At 28.1% G+C, this 17,529-nt stretch carries 16 protein-coding genes, 1 tRNA gene and 1 pseudogene; 10 read left to right on the top strand and 8 right to left on the bottom strand.

Annotation, left to right across the window (positions count from 1 at the left end; translation table 11 throughout):
* Positions 1-159: 159 nt before the first annotated feature.
* Positions 160-1,245, bottom strand: a complete 1,086-nt coding sequence (locus tag BPP43_RS10695) for an NAD(P)-dependent alcohol dehydrogenase (protein ID WP_013243703.1) — start codon at positions 1,243-1,245, stop codon at positions 160-162.
* A gap of 359 nt (positions 1,246-1,604) precedes the next feature.
* On the opposite strand from BPP43_RS10695, the gene murB reads away from it, so the two are divergent.
* Entirely contained in the window at positions 1,605-2,507 is a 903-nt protein-coding gene (gene murB, locus BPP43_RS10700) for a UDP-N-acetylmuramate dehydrogenase (protein WP_015274935.1), read from the top strand.
* Positions 2,494-3,481, top strand: a pseudogene (locus tag BPP43_RS10705) (radical SAM protein). Before murB ends, BPP43_RS10705 begins: the two are co-directional and overlap by 14 nt.
* Positions 3,482-3,503: 22 nt before the next feature.
* Here BPP43_RS10705 and BPP43_RS10710 read toward each other — a convergent pair.
* Positions 3,504-3,578 (bottom strand) — tRNA-Gly (locus tag BPP43_RS10710).
* Between the two features lie 144 nt (positions 3,579-3,722).
* On the opposite strand from BPP43_RS10710, the gene BPP43_RS10715 reads away from it, so the two are divergent.
* The 4 genes from BPP43_RS10715 (at position 3,723) to BPP43_RS10730 (ending at position 6,419) form a co-directional block, all read left to right on the top strand.
* Positions 3,723-4,307: an OmpA family protein gene (locus tag BPP43_RS10715; protein WP_013243700.1), complete on the top strand. Its 585-nt coding sequence runs from the start codon at positions 3,723-3,725 to the stop codon at positions 4,305-4,307.
* A 23-nt stretch (positions 4,308-4,330) separates the two neighbouring features.
* Positions 4,331-4,927 carry an OmpA family protein gene (locus BPP43_RS10720; protein WP_014933688.1) on the top strand — a complete coding sequence of 199 codons (597 nt, stop codon included), beginning with the start codon at positions 4,331-4,333 and terminating at the stop codon, positions 4,925-4,927.
* A 95-nt stretch (positions 4,928-5,022) separates the two neighbouring features.
* Entirely contained in the window at positions 5,023-6,141 is a 1,119-nt protein-coding gene (locus tag BPP43_RS10725) for a HEAT repeat domain-containing protein (RefSeq protein WP_015274936.1), read from the top strand.
* Positions 6,142-6,146: 5 nt separating this feature from the next.
* Positions 6,147-6,419: a hypothetical protein gene (locus BPP43_RS10730; protein ID WP_232470117.1), complete on the top strand. Its 273-nt coding sequence runs from the start codon at positions 6,147-6,149 to the stop codon at positions 6,417-6,419.
* Between the two features lie 370 nt (positions 6,420-6,789).
* Here BPP43_RS10730 and BPP43_RS10735 read toward each other — a convergent pair whose 3' ends face one another.
* From BPP43_RS10735 to galT, 6 genes are all read right to left on the bottom strand, one after another.
* Complete coding sequence (locus tag BPP43_RS10735) at positions 6,790-7,491, bottom strand: flagellar hook assembly protein FlgD (RefSeq protein ID WP_015274938.1); 702 nt, start codon at positions 7,489-7,491, stop codon at positions 6,790-6,792.
* Between the two features lie 40 nt (positions 7,492-7,531).
* Positions 7,532-9,046 carry a flagellar hook-length control protein FliK gene (locus tag BPP43_RS10740; protein WP_015274939.1) on the bottom strand — a complete coding sequence of 505 codons (1,515 nt, stop codon included), beginning with the start codon at positions 9,044-9,046 and terminating at the stop codon, positions 7,532-7,534.
* Positions 9,047-9,163: 117 nt separating this feature from the next.
* Positions 9,164-9,772: a LemA family protein gene (locus tag BPP43_RS10745; protein WP_015274940.1), complete on the bottom strand. Its 609-nt coding sequence runs from the start codon at positions 9,770-9,772 to the stop codon at positions 9,164-9,166.
* Between the two features lie 79 nt (positions 9,773-9,851).
* Complete coding sequence (locus BPP43_RS10750; protein ID WP_013243693.1) at positions 9,852-10,505, bottom strand: TM2 domain-containing protein; 654 nt, start codon at positions 10,503-10,505, stop codon at positions 9,852-9,854.
* Between the two features lie 358 nt (positions 10,506-10,863).
* On the bottom strand, positions 10,864-11,529 hold the full coding sequence (locus BPP43_RS10755) for a glycosyltransferase (protein ID WP_252832327.1): 666 nt from the start codon (positions 11,527-11,529) through the stop codon (positions 10,864-10,866).
* A 6-nt stretch (positions 11,530-11,535) separates the two neighbouring features.
* On the bottom strand, positions 11,536-12,510 hold the full coding sequence (gene galT / locus BPP43_RS10760; protein WP_013243691.1) for a galactose-1-phosphate uridylyltransferase: 975 nt from the start codon (positions 12,508-12,510) through the stop codon (positions 11,536-11,538).
* Positions 12,511-12,770: 260 nt separating this feature from the next.
* Here galT and BPP43_RS10765 point away from each other — a divergent pair, with 260 nt between their 5' ends.
* From BPP43_RS10765 to BPP43_RS10780, 4 genes are all read left to right on the top strand, one after another.
* A complete protein-coding gene (locus tag BPP43_RS10765; protein WP_015274941.1) occupies positions 12,771-13,382 on the top strand; it encodes a rubrerythrin family protein in 612 nt (203 codons plus the stop codon).
* Positions 13,383-13,723: 341 nt separating this feature from the next.
* Positions 13,724-14,872, top strand: coding sequence for a double-cubane-cluster-containing anaerobic reductase (locus tag BPP43_RS10770; RefSeq protein WP_015274942.1), 1,149 nt, complete (start codon positions 13,724-13,726; stop codon positions 14,870-14,872).
* A 46-nt stretch (positions 14,873-14,918) separates the two neighbouring features.
* Positions 14,919-16,058 carry an aminotransferase class V-fold PLP-dependent enzyme gene (locus BPP43_RS10775; protein WP_015274943.1) on the top strand — a complete coding sequence of 380 codons (1,140 nt, stop codon included), beginning with the start codon at positions 14,919-14,921 and terminating at the stop codon, positions 16,056-16,058.
* A gap of 82 nt (positions 16,059-16,140) precedes the next feature.
* Positions 16,141-17,211 carry an acyl-CoA dehydratase activase gene (locus tag BPP43_RS10780; protein ID WP_015274944.1) on the top strand — a complete coding sequence of 357 codons (1,071 nt, stop codon included), beginning with the start codon at positions 16,141-16,143 and terminating at the stop codon, positions 17,209-17,211.
* Positions 17,212-17,529: the final 318 nt, after the last annotated feature.

Genomic DNA, 17,529 nt, shown 5'->3' on the forward strand with positions numbered 1-17,529 from the left:
TTAATAATTCCTATTTTTTACTTTTACATAATTATATATATAAATTATTTTCTTGTATATATTTTATAATTTTTTTAATAATTAATTAGTAAAATAAAAATTAGGTATCAGTATATATAAATACCAATACCTAATCAAACAATATTATAATAAAAATTATTATAATGTTTTCATGTCTATTACATATCTGAACTTAGCTTGTCCGCTTGTAAGTTTTTGATAAGCTTCATCTATTTGGTTAGCTGCAATAATTTCAGTTTCTGGGTATATTTTGTGTTTAAGAGAAAAATCAAGCATTTCTTGAGTTTCTTTAATACCGCCAATCATAGAACCATAAACTTTTTTTCCGCCTGAGAATATTAATCTTGCCAAATCTATGCTTTGTTTTAATTCAGCAGGAGGAAGCCCAACAATAGCCATCTCTCCGCCATATTTTAATAAGTCAACATAATTATTAACATCATATCCTGTAGGAATAGTAGATATTATTAAATCAAAACGAATAGGAATGTCTTTTGTAGAAGTAAATAAATCTTTTGCTCCCATCTCTAAAGCTTCTTTTTTCTTTTTGTCGTTACGAGCAAATACATAAACATCAGCTCCCATATTAACAGCATATTTCACAGCCATAGAACCAAGTCCGCCAAAACCAGCAACACCTACTACATCGCCTTTTTTAACGCCAGAGAATTTGAGAGGTGAGTATGTTGTAATACCAGCACATAAAAGCGGAGCAACTTTTTCCATTGGTGCATCTTTTGGTACTGTGATAGCAAACTTTTCACTTACTACTATGTTGTTTGAATATCCGCCGTAAGTAGGCTCATCGTTGTGAAAATGGTCTTTACAGTCATAAGTAAGTACAGTTTGACCTCTTTCGCAAAATTGTTCATGACTTCTTTTGCAAGCCTCACATTCTCCGCAAGAGTTTACCATACAGCCTACACCTGCATAATCACCAACTTTAAATTTTGTAACATTTTTTCCAACAGCTACCACCTTTCCAGCAATTTCGTGACCAGGCACCATTGGATATATTCCTTCGTGCCACTCACTTCTTGCAGAGTGTATATCACTATGGCATATTCCTGCATACATTATCTCTATTAAAATATCATTGTCTCCCATAGAGTGCCTTGAAAACTCAAAAGGCTTAAATGTATCAGTTTTGCTATGAACAGCATATCCTTTAGCATTTATTCTCTTTCCAGAATTAGCTTCTTCCAAGTTTTTTTCTAATAACATGTATATATACTCCTCATTATTAAATATGTTTTATTATAGCATTTATTATAACATTGAAGTGCACTCTAATGTCAATATTTTTATACATTAAAATGCATGAGATTTTGTTAGTTCTTATTGAATATAAATTATAGTATATTATAAAGTTTTAATTTTATTGAAAATATAGTCTTTTTGCTTCTTTGGGTCACCAAAAGAAGTGGGGGGTGCGGGGGCTAGTCCCCGCAAATAAAAAATAAAAAATAAAAAAAATATTTTTGATAAACTTAAAAATTTTCAATATATATAAATTTTAAAATATTTTGACAATTTGGCTTTATTCAGGTATATTATTTTTAGTAATTTTTTAGGATAAATATATGTATAAAATTAATGGTGTTCTATATAAACAAAATTGTTCATTAAAAAAATATAATACTTTTAGAGTAAATGCTAAGGCTCTTCATTTTTATATGCCTGAAACTATTAATGGCTTTATAGATTTAATTAAATATTTAAATGATGCTGATAAAAGATATATTATTTTAGGCGGCGGGAGCAATGTACTTTTTTTGGATAAGGTAATAGAAGTTCCTATAATACATACAGGATTTTTTACAAGAATAGAGCAGACTAGCAATAATATTTTAGCTTATTCTGGGGCTAATGTTATAGATGTTGTAAAGTACGCTTATAGAAATAGTTTTACAGGTTTAGAGTTTTTATATGGGCTACCTGGAAGTATTGGGGGAGCGGCGTACATGAATGCCCGCTGTTATGAACATTCTATATCAGAGTTTGTAGATAGTGTTGGAATTATAGATGACAATATTGAATATATGCATATAAAGGCAGATGAATGTAATTATGCTTATAAAAAAAGTATATTCCAAGATAAGAAATATATTATAATAGATGTGAGGCTAAAATTAAATAAGGGCTTAAAAAAAATAATAAAAAAAGATATGAACAAATATATAAGAGACAGAAAAAATAAAAATCAATATAAATATCCATCAGCAGGAAGCACTTTTTTGAATGATTATGAAACTAATATGATAGCGGGTAAGGTAATAGATTCACTTAATATGAGAAACACAAGGGTAGGGGGTGCTATGGTTTCACCTTATCATGCTAATTTTATTGTTAATTATAATAATGCTACAGGAAGAGATATTTTTGAACTAATGAAAAAGGTGAGAGAAGAAGTTTATAATAAAATAGGTATAAAGTTAAATGCTGAAGTGCGTATTATAGGAAATGATGAAAATGAAGTTTTTTGATAAAAATTTTAATAATTATAATGAAAAGCATTTATATTATATTGACAGTGCTATAGAAAAAGCCAAAATACTTTATGACAGCTGTATATGCTGCGGACATTTATGCAAAACAGATAGAAATAATAACAAAATAGGAAGATGTAAGATTTTTGAAGACACTAATCATATAAAAGTAGCTTCTCATACTTTGCATTTTGGCGAAGAGCCTATGCTTGTTGGAAATAATGGAAGCGGAACTGTATTTTTTTCTAATTGCAATTTATCTTGCGTGTTTTTGTCAGAATCATCAAATAAGCTCCGAAGGTATAGGGGAGATTATAGATTTAGATAAATTAGCTTCTTATTTTTTAGATTTAGAGAGAGAGGGAGCTAATAATATTAATCTTGTAAGTGCAACGCATGTGATTTACTCTGTATTAAAGGCTTTAAAAATTGCATTACTAAATGGCTTAAACTTGCCTATAGTTTATAATACAAATGGTTATGACACCAATGAATTATTAGATTGCTTAAATGGAATAATTGATATTTATTTGCCTGATTTAAAATATTTTAATAATGAAAAAGCTATAAAATATTCCAGAGCAGAGAATTATTTTGATGTTGCAATTAATGCTATAACTACAATGAAAAATCAGGTTGGAGATTTAATTATAGATGAAAATGATATTGCAAAAAGCGGCATAATAATAAGGCATTTAGTTTTGCCAAACAACGAATCTGATTCTTATGATATATTAATAGAGCTAAAAGAGAGGGGTTTTTTAAATAGTTATATTTCTTTAATGTCGCAGTATAGTCCTGAGTTTATGGCAAAAGATTATGACAATATTAATAGAAAACTATATGTTAAAGAATATAATGAAGTATTAAACTTTGCATTAGATTTAGGTTTTGAGAATATATTAGGTCAAGAGATGGAAAGCAGTGAGAATTATTTACCAGATTTTAGAAAAGATAAGCCGTTTGAATAAAAAGAAATAAATGAATAAAAAATGGAGCGGGCGAACGGAATCGAACCGTCATCTTTAGATTGGAAGTCTAAGGTAATAACCATTATACGACGCCCGCAATTAAAGTTTAATTATTATAACATACAGATAAAAAAAAGCAAGCTATTTATATTATTATTGCTAATATTTTATTGATAATTTTACTAATTTATTGTAATATGGTTTTACTGTTTAAGAATAATTTTAAATAACTGGGGAAAAAATGAAAAAGATAATATTAGTTCTATCATTTATTTTAACTACAGTAGTTGCTTGTTCTAGTACACCTAAGGCGACTACTCCAGAAAACACATCTGGTTTTAATACTGAATTAAATCTTCCAGATGGTGTTAGGGTGAGAGAAACTCCTAGAGGAAAGGTATTAGAGCTTTATGACCCTAAAGCTAAAAGCGATGTTGGTAAGCAAACTGGAATTTATGAAGTAAAATTCCAATTCGACAAAGCTGTAGAAATAGGAGAGTATAAACAAGCTTATAATTTAGTTTATACTATATTAAACAATAATCCTGAAATAAGAATTATGGTAGAAGGTAATTCTAGTAAAGAAGGTAAAGCTCCTTACAACTACAATTTGTCTGTAAGAAGATCTGATACTAGCTATAATTACTTAATAAAATTAGGTACTAAAAATAACAGACTTCTTAAAAATGCTTTTGGTGAGGGTCTTCCAGAATATCCTACTTTAGAAGCTAATAGAAGAACTGAATTTATAGTAATAATGAATGAAGCAGATTTAAAAAAGTATAATGACTTTGCAAAAACTGTCGATGTTAATAAAGAAAATTAATATCTAAGGTTTTGGTAAAGGCTATGAAAAAATTATTATTTGTTTTTGCTTTATTTATTTTTGTAATATCTTGCGGTACTACTCCAGAAATGGCGCCTGCAGAAAATGCAGAACCTGTTGCTTTGGCTGTACAAGAAGAACCGCAAGCTGTTGCTAATACTGGTGAACTCTATCTACCTCAAGGTACTTCTATAAGAGATTCTCAAAGGGGAAGAGTGTTTGAGACTAATCCTAAAATAATATTTGGATTTGCTAAAACTACTATGCCTGCAAATGCTAATGTTGCTTTTGCTCAAGTAATAGAGTTTTTAGATAAGAATCCTAATGTTAGATTAGTAGTAGAAGGACATACTAGCAATAAAGGAATAGCTTACCCTTATAATTACAACTTATCTGTTAATAGGGTAAAAAATGCTAGAGCTTATTTGGTTAATAATGGGGTTGATGCTAATAGATTAATTGAAAAACCGCTCGGCGAAGCATTGCCTGAGTCTAATGTTCAAGCTAATCTTAGAAGATATGAGTTTATCATTATTGAAAATCAAGCAGATATGGATAAATATAATAGTTTTGTATCTACTCTTGATGTGAGAAAGGAAACTGTATATACTGGAAATTAATTAATTTTTATGTATATAATTAGAAATCAAACCTCCTTCTTTCTGTAACAAGAAATTAGGAGGTTTTCTAAATTTAAGTAAAGGTATTATGTTTTATGAAACAATTTGTTATTTTGTTTTTATTAATTATTTCTTTTAATTTAATTGCAGAAGATACTAATCAATCTTTATCATCATCTACTAATGCAGCTACTACAGCATCTAGTTCAAGTGAAGGTTATATAATAAACAGTGAATTAATGGATACTTTTAAATATGGTACTACTTCTCAAAAAATATCAGCTATTTCCAGAATAAAAAAGACTAAAAATGAAAATGATATATCTGCTATGGTAGAATATTATCCTAATGAAAAAAATAATAAAATAAAAATAGAGATAATAAATTTCTTTAAACAAAATGTTAATGATAAAGGAAAAACTATAATAGATTATGCTATAGTAGATGAAGATGATAGTGTGAGAAAAGAGGCTTATTATTTATGTTCTATTTATCCTGATATAAAATATGAGTCAAGTATTATGTCTTCTATTAGCAATGAATCTGGACTTATATTAGACAGTATGATAAATGCTTTAGGTTCTATTAAATCTACTTTAGCTTCAGATTATTTGGCTGAGAAATATACTAATGATGTTATTGGCTCTAGCACAAAGATAGAGATATTAAGATATTTTTCTGAAACAAAAGATATTAAAGGCGAAATTATTTGCAGAAATGTTGCACAAAATACAGGTGAGCCTGCTTTAGTTAGATATATGGGAATAGTGGCAATGGGGGCTTATCCTAGTGCTGAAAATTATGAGATATTACAGAAGATATTAAAAGAGGATTTACCTGAAGTTACTGCGAGGGTTATTTATATACTTCCAGAGTACAGTGCTTATGGGGATATTAAAAAAGATATTGTTGAAGCTTGTAAAAATGATAGTGAATCAGTGAGAATATATGCTATTAAGGCTTTGAATAATTATAAAACAGAGCCAGAGATTCAGGAGCTTTTACTTTATAGACTTCAAAATGATAATTCTGAAAATATTACTCTTGAGGTATTAAATCTTTATAGTGATTCTATGCCTACAGGAGAGATGTTTGATGCTATAAAAAAATTAGCGGACTCTTCTGCAAACAAGAAAATTAAAGATAAAGCAAAATCAATAGTAGAAGGTTCTAATAATACAACAACAGAGACAACTACAGCTAATGCTTATTAATGTTTATGATTTTGAAAGAGATTGTTAAAGAGTTAGAGATTATTTTATCGGATATTGCATTTTCTGGTATAGATAATGTTGACAGTTCATTTGTAGGAAAAATAGAGCTTCTTGAAAAAAAAGCTATGGAAAATAAAATAACTAATCTTAGTAATTTATTAAACGATTTTATAAACTCAATTAAAGATTATAAATTAGAAGATTCGAGAGAGAATTTACAAAGAGTTTTTATAAATGTTTCTAAATTAGATTTTTATATAAAGAATGCATCATATTAAAAAAACTATTTAAAATTTTATAATTTAAATAGGTTTTTATAATTATAATACATTTAAACAAGTATATTTATTGTTCTTTTTCCCGCAGCTCGCACCCATACCTAAAGGTACTCCTTTCAGTCGCAGGCACTTCCTTCGGTCGCGGTGCGGACTTCGTCAAAAGAACCAAAAAGTGCAAATACTATAGCTTTGTATGTTTTTGAATATGTATAAACTATATTGTAATACCAACATTTCAAGCTAAACAATTCAGTTCTTTTGGTTCTTTTATACCAATAAAAGAACTGGGGGTGTGGGGGCAAAGCCACCACAAATAAAAAACTTAAAAAATATTTTTTACCAATTCAATAATTTTTATATTCAAAACTAATTATTTCTTAATAGTTTTGTTGCCTATAGTAGCTTTTTCTTCGTTCTGTTTATTATCTTCTTTCGCTGTCATCATAACAGAATTATTAATAACCGCATCACCATTTCCATTATCTTCTGAAGGTCTTACTATTTGAGCTTTATCTGCTAATGATGATTTGAATATTTTTGTAGCTTCATCTTCGCTTTGATTTTCCATAATTGTAGCAGTAGCAGCAGATTCTGAAGCCATTAAATCTCCGCTAGAGTGCACTATCATAACATCTTCAGGTCTAACAGTTATAAGTCCGCTAGCAGTTCTAACAGCCAAAGCAACTCCAGTGTCATTTTCCATAACCATCTCAACAGGTCCTAAAAATCTATTTCCAGCCTCGTCCATTACCTCAACACTTTTACCAAGCATAGAATAGCCGCTTTGACTAGAATAAAATGTTTTCATAGATTCTAAGTTTTTATTAACTTCAGTCATTTGCTCTACAGAAGAAAACTGTGCAAGCTGTGCTATCATATCTCTGTTATCCATAGGAGACAATGGGTCTTGATGGCTCATTTGCACTGTTAATAGTTTTAAAAAGTCATCTTTACCTAAAGAGTTTTTAGCAGGGTCTCTTTCAAAATTATGCTGCAAGTTAAAAGCTCCAACTTCTTGCTTTAATATTCTTATTTCCTTATCACTCATTCTTAATGCTTCTGCTGATATCATAATTTTTTATCTCCTAAGTTATTTTTTATTTAATTATTTTTTATATTAATAAATTCAATTTTCTCTCTGGAACTATATTGTAATTTTGTACGCTTACAACCTCTTCTTCTATGTTGTCTGCTCCAAAGCCATTTAAATTATTGTTGCTGCCTCCAAACTCAAACTCACCATTTTCATTAGGCATGTCCTGTCTAAGCATTACATCAAAACCTTCAATATTTATTCCAATCTCATTTAAAGAGCTAATAACAGTATCTAGGTTTTTTGTAAATATGTCTTTTATTTCAGCATTATCTACAAATATTTTTCCTACTAAATTGTTATCAGCGTCCATACTTATTTTTAATCTCACCTTACCTAAATACTCAGGATTAAGAGACATTAAAACTTCACTCTTTCCATTATTAACAGCAACCTGTGCCTTCTCTACCAATTTTGACATCAAATCTTGGAATCTAATCATATTCTCAGCAAGGCTGTTAGTATTTTGTGTTTTAGATACATTGTTGTAGTGATTATATCCTTTCAAACTAGAAGAAGAATCTTTCATGTTAATAATTGTAAGTTCGCTTCCTTTTTCATCGGATATAGTGTTATTTAAATTGCTGTTATTATTTTCTTTAGCCTCTTGCAATCTCATCTCTCTTTTATCAGCAACATTATTATCATCATTGCTTATAAAAGTTTCTGCAGAATCGTTAACTATTTCATTATTATTATTTTCTTCTATTTTTGCATCTATTTTTTCTATATTATTATCTTGTGATTTTTTAGAAGTTTCTTCTATGCTATTATCTTCAACTTCTACTAATTCAAATATGTCTGATAATTTTTCAACATTATCATCATCATTTTGATATGATATAGCAATCTCTTCCAAACTTTCTAAAGCTATTATTAAATCAGTAATTTCTTTTTTATCTTTTTCATCTAATTCTTCTAAGTTAATATTTTTTAGCTCTTCTTTGATATCATCAATATCTTTAATCAATGAAGATAATTTCTCTTCATTAACTTTACTGTCTATATTAACATTTTTTTCTATTTGTGCTTTTTTATCAGCCTTGTAATTTTCTATTATGAGGCCTGCTTTATCAATTAATTTTTTTGCTTTTTCTTTAGAAGACATTATATCTTTTTTAATTTCATTGTTATCTATATTTTCAGCGTTTTCTATATTTTTATCTTCTTTGCTATTGTTTTCTGATATTTCTTCTTTTTCTTCATTATTTACACTTTCTTTTAATTCACTACTTTGAGCTTCATCAGCGTTATTTTCAATGTTTTCTTTTCTTATATTTTCACTATTTTCAACATTGTTTTGAGGATCTTCATCTGTTATATTATTGTTTTTATATAAACTATCTTGATAATCTTCTTCTTTTTCTATAGATTTATTTGTAGCACTTTGAGAATAAATATCTTCGCTATTTTTTGCCTCGTCTAACATTTTAGCGAAACTATTATCATCATGTATATCATAAATTGTATTATTTTTATTAGCAGATATATTGCTGTCATTAAAAGATAATACATTGCTAACTGAGCTTATCATAAACATAATCCTCTTAAAAAATAAAAATCATATCATTTATTATGCTCGGAAATATGGAATTTTACTTTATAAAAAAATAGCATGCCTATAAAAATTAATTTAAATAAAAAATTGATATTATTGAAATATATGTGCTGTTTGAGAAATGATATTTGTGCCTGTTTCAAATGCTAAGAAAGGAAATTTTCCCATAATACCAGCTACTATATTTGAAGGAGGCATTGTTGATAATCTATTATATTCATTTACATGTGTATTATATGCTTCTATTGCTTTTCTCTCTTCCTGTATGATAGGTCTCATTGTTCTTAAAGCTTCCATATAAAATTGATTTGTTCTTAAAACAGGGTAGTTTCTTGCTGTATAATCTATTTTATTAATATTTTCTTGTATTCTTGCTTGAATATATTGAAACTCTTGAAAGGTTAGGGGTTTTTCTATTAATTTGTCATCTATATCTATTTTACTTAGTCTTGTTATATAATTACTTAATGAAGAGATTGTGTATGCATCTAATCTTGGTATTTTTGATACTGCATTATAATATTGTATAGAGGCTGCTCTTTTTTTTGAATAAATATCTAATATATTATTTAAATATTCTCTTGATAATTTCTCTTCAGTGAGAATAGATTTTTTTATAGAAGTAGTAGTTACTATCATAAATATACTAATAGCTACAACATTAACTATTACAAATATTATAGCTACAATGGAACCTTTCATCAGTTTTCCTTAAATATTATTTAAACAATAAAACAATTATATATAAATAAAAGTAAATTGTCAAAAAAATATACTTATACTATTTTTTTAATGTTGATTTTATTACTTCTATATCACTTGATATATCTATAATATTACTTTTGTATATTGTATTTAATATTGTTTTTAAGTTTTCTTTCATTGCTATTATAGAATCCGTTATATCATTTTTTAATTTATCATTATCTTCTTCTATTTTTGATTTTTCTAAATCTATATATGTGTTTATTATTTTTACTATTGTAGGTATATTATATTCTAAAAGTTTTTCTAATTCTTTTGCTGCTATTTTATTATTAGTTGTATCTTTTACAGAGATATCTATTATATTTTTATATATTTCATTTAATTCTTTAATATTTTCTTTTATTTTATTATCTGTAATTTTCATTGAGGCAGTATTTATAAGTTTATTATATTTTAAAGCCTGCTTAATAATATTAGTTTCTTTTTTGCCATTAGACAAATTATTATTAAGTTCTATTTTATTGTATTTCTCATCGAACTCTTCTTCTGTCATGAATGTAAACTTTAATAAATCTATAACACAAAGAATTGTAGGTATAAAAGTCCAGAAAAATAAAACATGCAGTATTCCTCTTTTAGTTTGCCCAAGATAAAATTTCTGTATACCAATACCGCCAAGCATTATAGACAATGCCGAATATACTATAGCATATGCTCTTTTTTTCATTTAACTATTTTACCATAATTTATAATTTTTTAAGAGAATGATTTATATTTATTTATATTAAATTTTGTTACTCTTTTATAACCGGTTATAATTCTAAATATTCCATAAAAAAATCCAAGTCCATAAAACATATGAGTTATAAAAAACATAAAAGGGTATATAAATATCCCTACAAATTTATTTATAATTCCTTTATCTTTAATAGATTTAATTATTCCTGCCAAAATAGTAATTACTGAATATATAATAAATGGAATAAAATATAATGCTATATAATTAATTTTTGTATGTAAATAAATAGCTAATATTATTGGTAATAATATAATATAAACACTAAAAAAAGCAGGCAATGTAAATATTAGATTTTTTTATTAAAGTTTTTATAAAGCTGTTCAAATCTTCCTCTTCCATAATTAAGAAGCATTTTTATATATGATTTTAAATTTCCTCTAGGCGGTCTTCTTACTATTATTTCAGGGTCATACATTAGTTTATATCCTAAAGAAAGTATTTTATCAATTAATGCATTTTCTTCGTTTGGGTATAAACTTTCATCAAAAAGCCCAGCTTCAAATATCACATCTTTTCGTACAAACAAATTACAAAGTATTACATCTCTGTCAGTTCCTTCTCTATATGTAGAAGAGTTTTTACTATATCTGTTTGCTATAGGCCCCACAGCATAATAAGAACGCATACAAGAATCAATATATCTTTCTTTTGTATTTGAAATAATATGAATAGCAGGTCCGCCTACAATAGCTACTTTTTCATTGCTTTCAAATATTTCTACAGCTCTTTTTATATTAAGCGGGTCTACAAGAGAATCATTATCTATAAAATATATAATATCTCCAGAAGCTTTTTTTAAACATTCATTTCTTTGCACGGTAGGGTGAGTGCCTTCAGCCTGAAAGATTTCTATATCATTTTTATTATAATCAGATAGATAAATTCCTACTAAAGTACTTTCTATATTTTCACCTATTCTATGAGGAATAATTACAGTAACTTTTAATGACACTTATATTTACATCCCAATATTTCTAAAATAAGCTGTTCTTAAATTAGCAGCCATCTCCTCAGGGCTAGTAGGATTGCAAGGAGCCCAAGCACCTGTTTCTGATGAAGCATTAAATTTCTGTTTTTCTTTGCTTCTCATAGGAGGGAAGAACTCTATATGATAACGCCATATATCATTATAATTAAATCCATCATTTACAGGAGCACTATACATACACATCATATAAGGAAACTTCATGTCAAATAAAGTATCTAATGTAGTAGTAGCTTTTTTTAGAATATCTGCCAATGATAGAGATTCTTTTTCATTAAAATCATTTATAGCTATAATATTTTTTTTAGGCATAATCATAATACCATAAGGATATTCAGAAGCAAAAGGAAGAAAACATACAAAATCATCATTTTCAAATATTATTCTTCTTCCATCTTCAATTTCTTGTTCAAGCATATCAGCAAATAGATTTCTATTTTTTACATTATAATAGCTTGAAGCCATATCAATTTTTCTTTTAATTCTTAAAGGTATCCAGCTATAACCATATATCTGTCCATGAGGATGCGGCATAGTAACACCAACAACTTCACCCTTGTTTTCAAAAGGCATAATGTATTTTATTTTTTTATTTTCAGCTATTTTTACCATTCTCTCTTGCCATAATTTAACGAGCTTTAATATATGTTCAACAGGTAATTCTGGAAGAGTAGTATTATGGTCAGGAGAGTATAAAATTACTTCGCATTTTCCTATAGAAGGTGCAGTTTTAAAAAGTTTACCATTATCAACATCATCAGGATAAGGTGGTTCAAAAGATAGTGCAGGAAAGTCATTATCATAACAGAGAACATCATAACTGTCTGGTACCTTACCACTTCCAGGACAAAAAGGACAATAGTCTTTAGGCATTTGCGGACGAGCTTGCCTATGACTTGCTATCATAACATAATCACCAAGTAAAGGATTATAACGTAATTCTGCCATAATTAATATACTCCTAAAATCTTTATTGATTATTAATTATATATCTTTTTTTATAATAAGCAAATATTTTATATTTTTATTTATTATAATATTTTGTTTCAAATGTTTTGTTAGCAAAGAAATATATGTGTAAATTATATTAATATTATAAAATTTATATTTATTTTAAAGAATTGTTTTTACTGTGAAAAATATACGAGGTTTTATATGCAGTATGTTTCTTATACATACAAAAAATAATAGTATTTTGGGGAATAACTATGTTAAAAAAAATTTCTTTATTTATCTCATTAATGTTTATCTTTTTTAGTTTTGCAAACGCTCAAACAGCTAAATCTACATTAGACGGCATGATGCAGTCTTATAATGGAGAGATGAATGCTTCATCTATGTATGCAGAGTTTGCTAAAAAATCACAAAATAAAAGCGTAGCAACTATGTTTAAAGCTGCTTCTGCTGCGGAGGCTATACATGCTAAACTTTTAAATGATATGGCTATATCTAATAAATTAACTACTAAGCCTTTAACTGCTAAAATTGATCCTGTTAAAACATCTACAGATAATGAACATTTAAAAGCTGGAATAAAAGGCGAAACTTATGAATACACTAAAATGTATCCTGCTTTCAGTAAAGTAGCTATGGCTGAAGGAAATAAAGATGTTGCTAATCTAATGAATATGATAGCAAGCGTTGAAAAAACTCATGCTCAGTTATATGATAAAACTATGAGAGATTTAGCTGCTGGAAAAGGATTACCTGAAGGTTATTATGTATGTCCTGTTTGCGGATATATAGAAAAAGGAAGCTCTCCAGATACATGTCCTATTTGTAATGCTGCTGGAAGCACTTTCCAAGCTTTTTTGAGCTAAAATTATAAATTCTTGTTGAATTAATAGCATTGGCAGCATTATTGTTGCCAATGCTTTTTTATATAAAAAATTATTTGTTATATACTTTATACTAATAATAGAGTACATATAATATTTATTTTATTTATATTAATTAATTATATTTCTTTTTTAATTGACAAATTATCATATTTTTATTATAATTACATGGTATGATTATTGATTTTGCTGTAAACAAATTGATAGTAGTCTTTTCTTACTTATCCAAAAAATATACAAAACATATAATGTAATCTTTTAAATTCTATAGGTTATAGAATCCATTTCTATTTTTCATATTAAAAACATTAGGAGTGTATGCTATGTCTAATAATTATTTGCCTGAAATTTTTGAAACTTTTAATGATGCCCGTAAAAAAGGCTTTATTACAATGAAAGAAGAGAAGGATAAAGGAAAGAAAGTAGTTGGTACTTTTTGCACATATACGCCAAGAGAGGTAATATATGCAGCTGATGCTATAGCGGTATCATTATGTTCTACCAGTGATGAAACTATACCAGAGGCAGAAAAATATTTGCCTAAGAACTTATGTCCTTTAATAAAATCTAGTTATGGTTTTGCTGTTACAGATAAATGTCCTTATATGTATTTTTCAGACATTATAGTAGGGGAGACCACTTGCGATGGTAAGAAAAAAATGTATGAGCTTTTGGGAGAGATAAAAGATACACATGTTATGCAGCTTCCATATTCAAAAAACGAATTTGCTGTTGCTCTTTGGAAAAATGAGATTAAAGAACTTATAAAAAAATTAGAAGAAAAATTTAATGTAAAAATTACAGAAGATAAATTAAAAGATGCTATAAAGTTATGCAATGAAGAGAGAAAAGTAATAAGAGAGTTTTTTAATTTAGGTAAATTAGTGCCTTCTCCTATAAAGGGAAGTGATATGCATGAGGCTTTGCAATCATCTAATTATAAATTTGATAGAAAGCTTTATATAGAAGAGATAAAAAATCTAGTTGATACTTTTAATGATAAATATAAAAAAGGTGAATCTCCGTTTAATAAAAATACTCCAAGGATACTTATTACAGGCTGTCCTACTGGCGGGCTTGTAGAAAAGATAGTGAAACAGCTTGAAGAGGTTGGGGGTAATGTTGTATGTTTTGAAAGCTGTGTTGGCACAAAGAATTTTGAGATGCTTGTTGATGAGAACAAAGAGCCTATAGAGGCTATTGCTGAGAGATATTTAAATATACCTTGTTCTGTTATGAGTCCTAACAATGAAAGAATGGAGATTATAAAAAGATATATTGATGAATATAAAATAGATGGTGTAGTTGACGTTATTTTAAGTTCTTGCCATACTTATGCTGTTGAAGGTGAAAAGATTAGACGCACTGTAGAAGAATGCGGAAAGTCATATTTACAAATAGAGACTAATTATTCTAATAGTGATACTGCTCAGCTTAGAACTAGATTAGAAGCTTTTGTTGAGATGCTATAAATATATTATTTTTTTATTAATAAATTTTAAGTTATGGAATTTAAAAATGATATATTTTGACAATGCAGCTACTACATTAAAAAAACCAGACACAGTTGCTAAGGCAGTTTTTGATGCAATAAACAGTTTTGCAAATGCTTCAAGAGGCTCTTATGAATTATCATTAAATAGTGAAAGAGTTATGCTTGATACAAGAGAGAAAATAGTTAAACTTTTTAATGGATATAGCCCTAATTATGTTGCATTTACAAGCAATTCTACAGAAGCATTAAACACAGCAATAAAAGGCATATTAAATAAAAATAGTCATGTTATAACCACCTCTCTTGAACATAACAGCGTTTTAAGACCTCTTTATGAAATGCAAGAACTTGGAACAGAGCTTACAATAATAAAATCAAATAACAAAGGCGAACTAAATTATAATGATATAGAAAAAAGCATAAAACAAAACACTAAAGCAATTATTTGTACGCATGCTTCTAATGTTGTAGGTGATATTTTGGATATTGAGTTTATTGGCGATTTATGCACTAAACATAATATATTATTTATACTCGATGCTTCTCAAACAGCAGGAAGTATTAATATAGATATGAAGAAAAACAATATAGATGTAGTATGTTTTACTGGTCATAAAGGTTTGATGGGTCCCCAAGGAACTGGAGGATTATGCATAAAAAAAGGCGTAGATATTAAGCCATTAAAAACAGGAGGCTCTGGAATAAAAACCTATTCAAAGACACACCCAGAAAATATGCCTACAAGACTTGAAGCGGGTACATTAAATAGTCATTCTATAGCCGGGCTTAATGCTGCTTTAGAGTTTATAGAAAATGAAACTACAGAAAAAATCAGAGATAAAGAAAGAGAGTTAGCTGATTGCTTTTATAATGGAATTAAAAACATAGAAAACATTAAGCTTTATGGAAATTATAATACAAAAAAAAGAACTTCTATAGTAGCTTTAAATATTGGAGATACGGATTCTGCCAAAGTGTCTGATATATTATCAAGCAAATATAACATAGCAACTAGGTCTGGAGGGCATTGTGCACCTCTTATGCATGAGGCTTTGGGTACTGTTAAGCAGGGCATTGTGAGATTTAGCTTTTCTTATTTTAATACATTTGAAGAGATAGAAAATGGAATTGATGCTGTGAGGGAGATAGGTAAAAGTTTATAAATTATATTATAAAACTACTAAATAAAATTTTAAAATTCAAAAATGAAATTAAATAAAAAGTAAAATTAAAAGGAAAATAGAAATGTATTATATTGGTATAGATATAGGTTCAACGGCTTCTAAGGTTGCTGTTTATGATGATAAAAAAAATGATTTTGTAGAACTGTTTATGATTCCTACTGGTTGGTCTGGAGTGGAAGCTTCTTCACAAATATTAAAAATGCTTGAAGAGAAAAACATAAAAAAAGAAGATTCATATTTTGTTGGTACTGGTTATGGGAGGGTTGCAATAGAATATGCTGACAAAACTATAACAGAGATTACTTGTCATGCTAAAGGAGCTAATTTTTTATTTTCAAATTTAGACGGCACATTGATTGACATAGGAGGGCAGGATACAAAAATAATAAGCATAAAAAACGGTAAAGTTGACAATTTTATTATGAATGATAAATGTTCTGCAGGCACTGGTAGATTTATAGAGTTAATGGCTAATTCTTTGGGTTGTTCTATATCAACACTTCTTGAAGAGGCTCAAAAATGTGAAAGCACTGATGTTGTAATAAGCTCTATGTGTACTGTATTTGCTGAAACTGAGGTTATAGGTCTTAAGGCTAGCGGAAAAGAAAAAAAAGAGATTGCTTATGCTATAGTAAACTCTGTTGCAAATAAAGTCTCTTCATTATGCGGAAAGTTTAAAGATGATACTTATTTTCTAACTGGCGGATTATGCATGTTTGATTATTTAGTTAAGGCTTTAGAGAAAGCTTTAGGCGGAAAGGTGATAACAGATAAAAGAGGGCAGTATGCTGGTGCTATAGGTGCTGCTATAATAGGATTTGAAAAAAAATCTAATAATAAAATAATTAACAATACAAAAAATAATATAGCAGAAAATAATGAACATAATAAAGAAAAAAGATTAATAATAACATTCAATACCACAACAGATGTTATGAGGGCAGAAAAGACTTTCAAAAATGTTATGGCTCAAACCAATGAAGTATTGGGGAATATTATATCTATACCAAGTGAAATATCTGCAGGGTGTGGCATGTGTTGGGAGAGTGAAGTTGTTTTTGAAGAGAAGTTAATTAATATATTAAAAGAAAATGATATAGAATATGATAATTGCTATAAGATAGAAAAATAGTTTTTTATTTGCGGTTGTTTTTCCACAGTTATTTTGCGATAGGCACCTACTTGGTACGATCGAAGGTAGTCCTTAAGGCGACTGAAGGAAGTTCTCGTGGTGCGAAGGCGGGAAAAAGTTGAATAAAAAACTTATACGATAAAATTTTTTTAGTTTTTATTTGTTGGGGCTTTGCCCCCACGCCCCCACTTCTTTTGTTGCCACAAAGAAGCAAAAGGGCTGCATTTTTATCTAAAATAAAACTATTATCTTATACTTTATACATATTCTAAATATACAAAAATAAAATATTTTCACTTTTTTGTTCTTTGAGGAAGT

The sequence above is a fragment of the Brachyspira pilosicoli P43/6/78 genome, from assembly GCF_000325665.1.
Classification (GTDB): Bacteria; Spirochaetota; Brachyspiria; order Brachyspirales; family Brachyspiraceae; genus Brachyspira; species Brachyspira pilosicoli.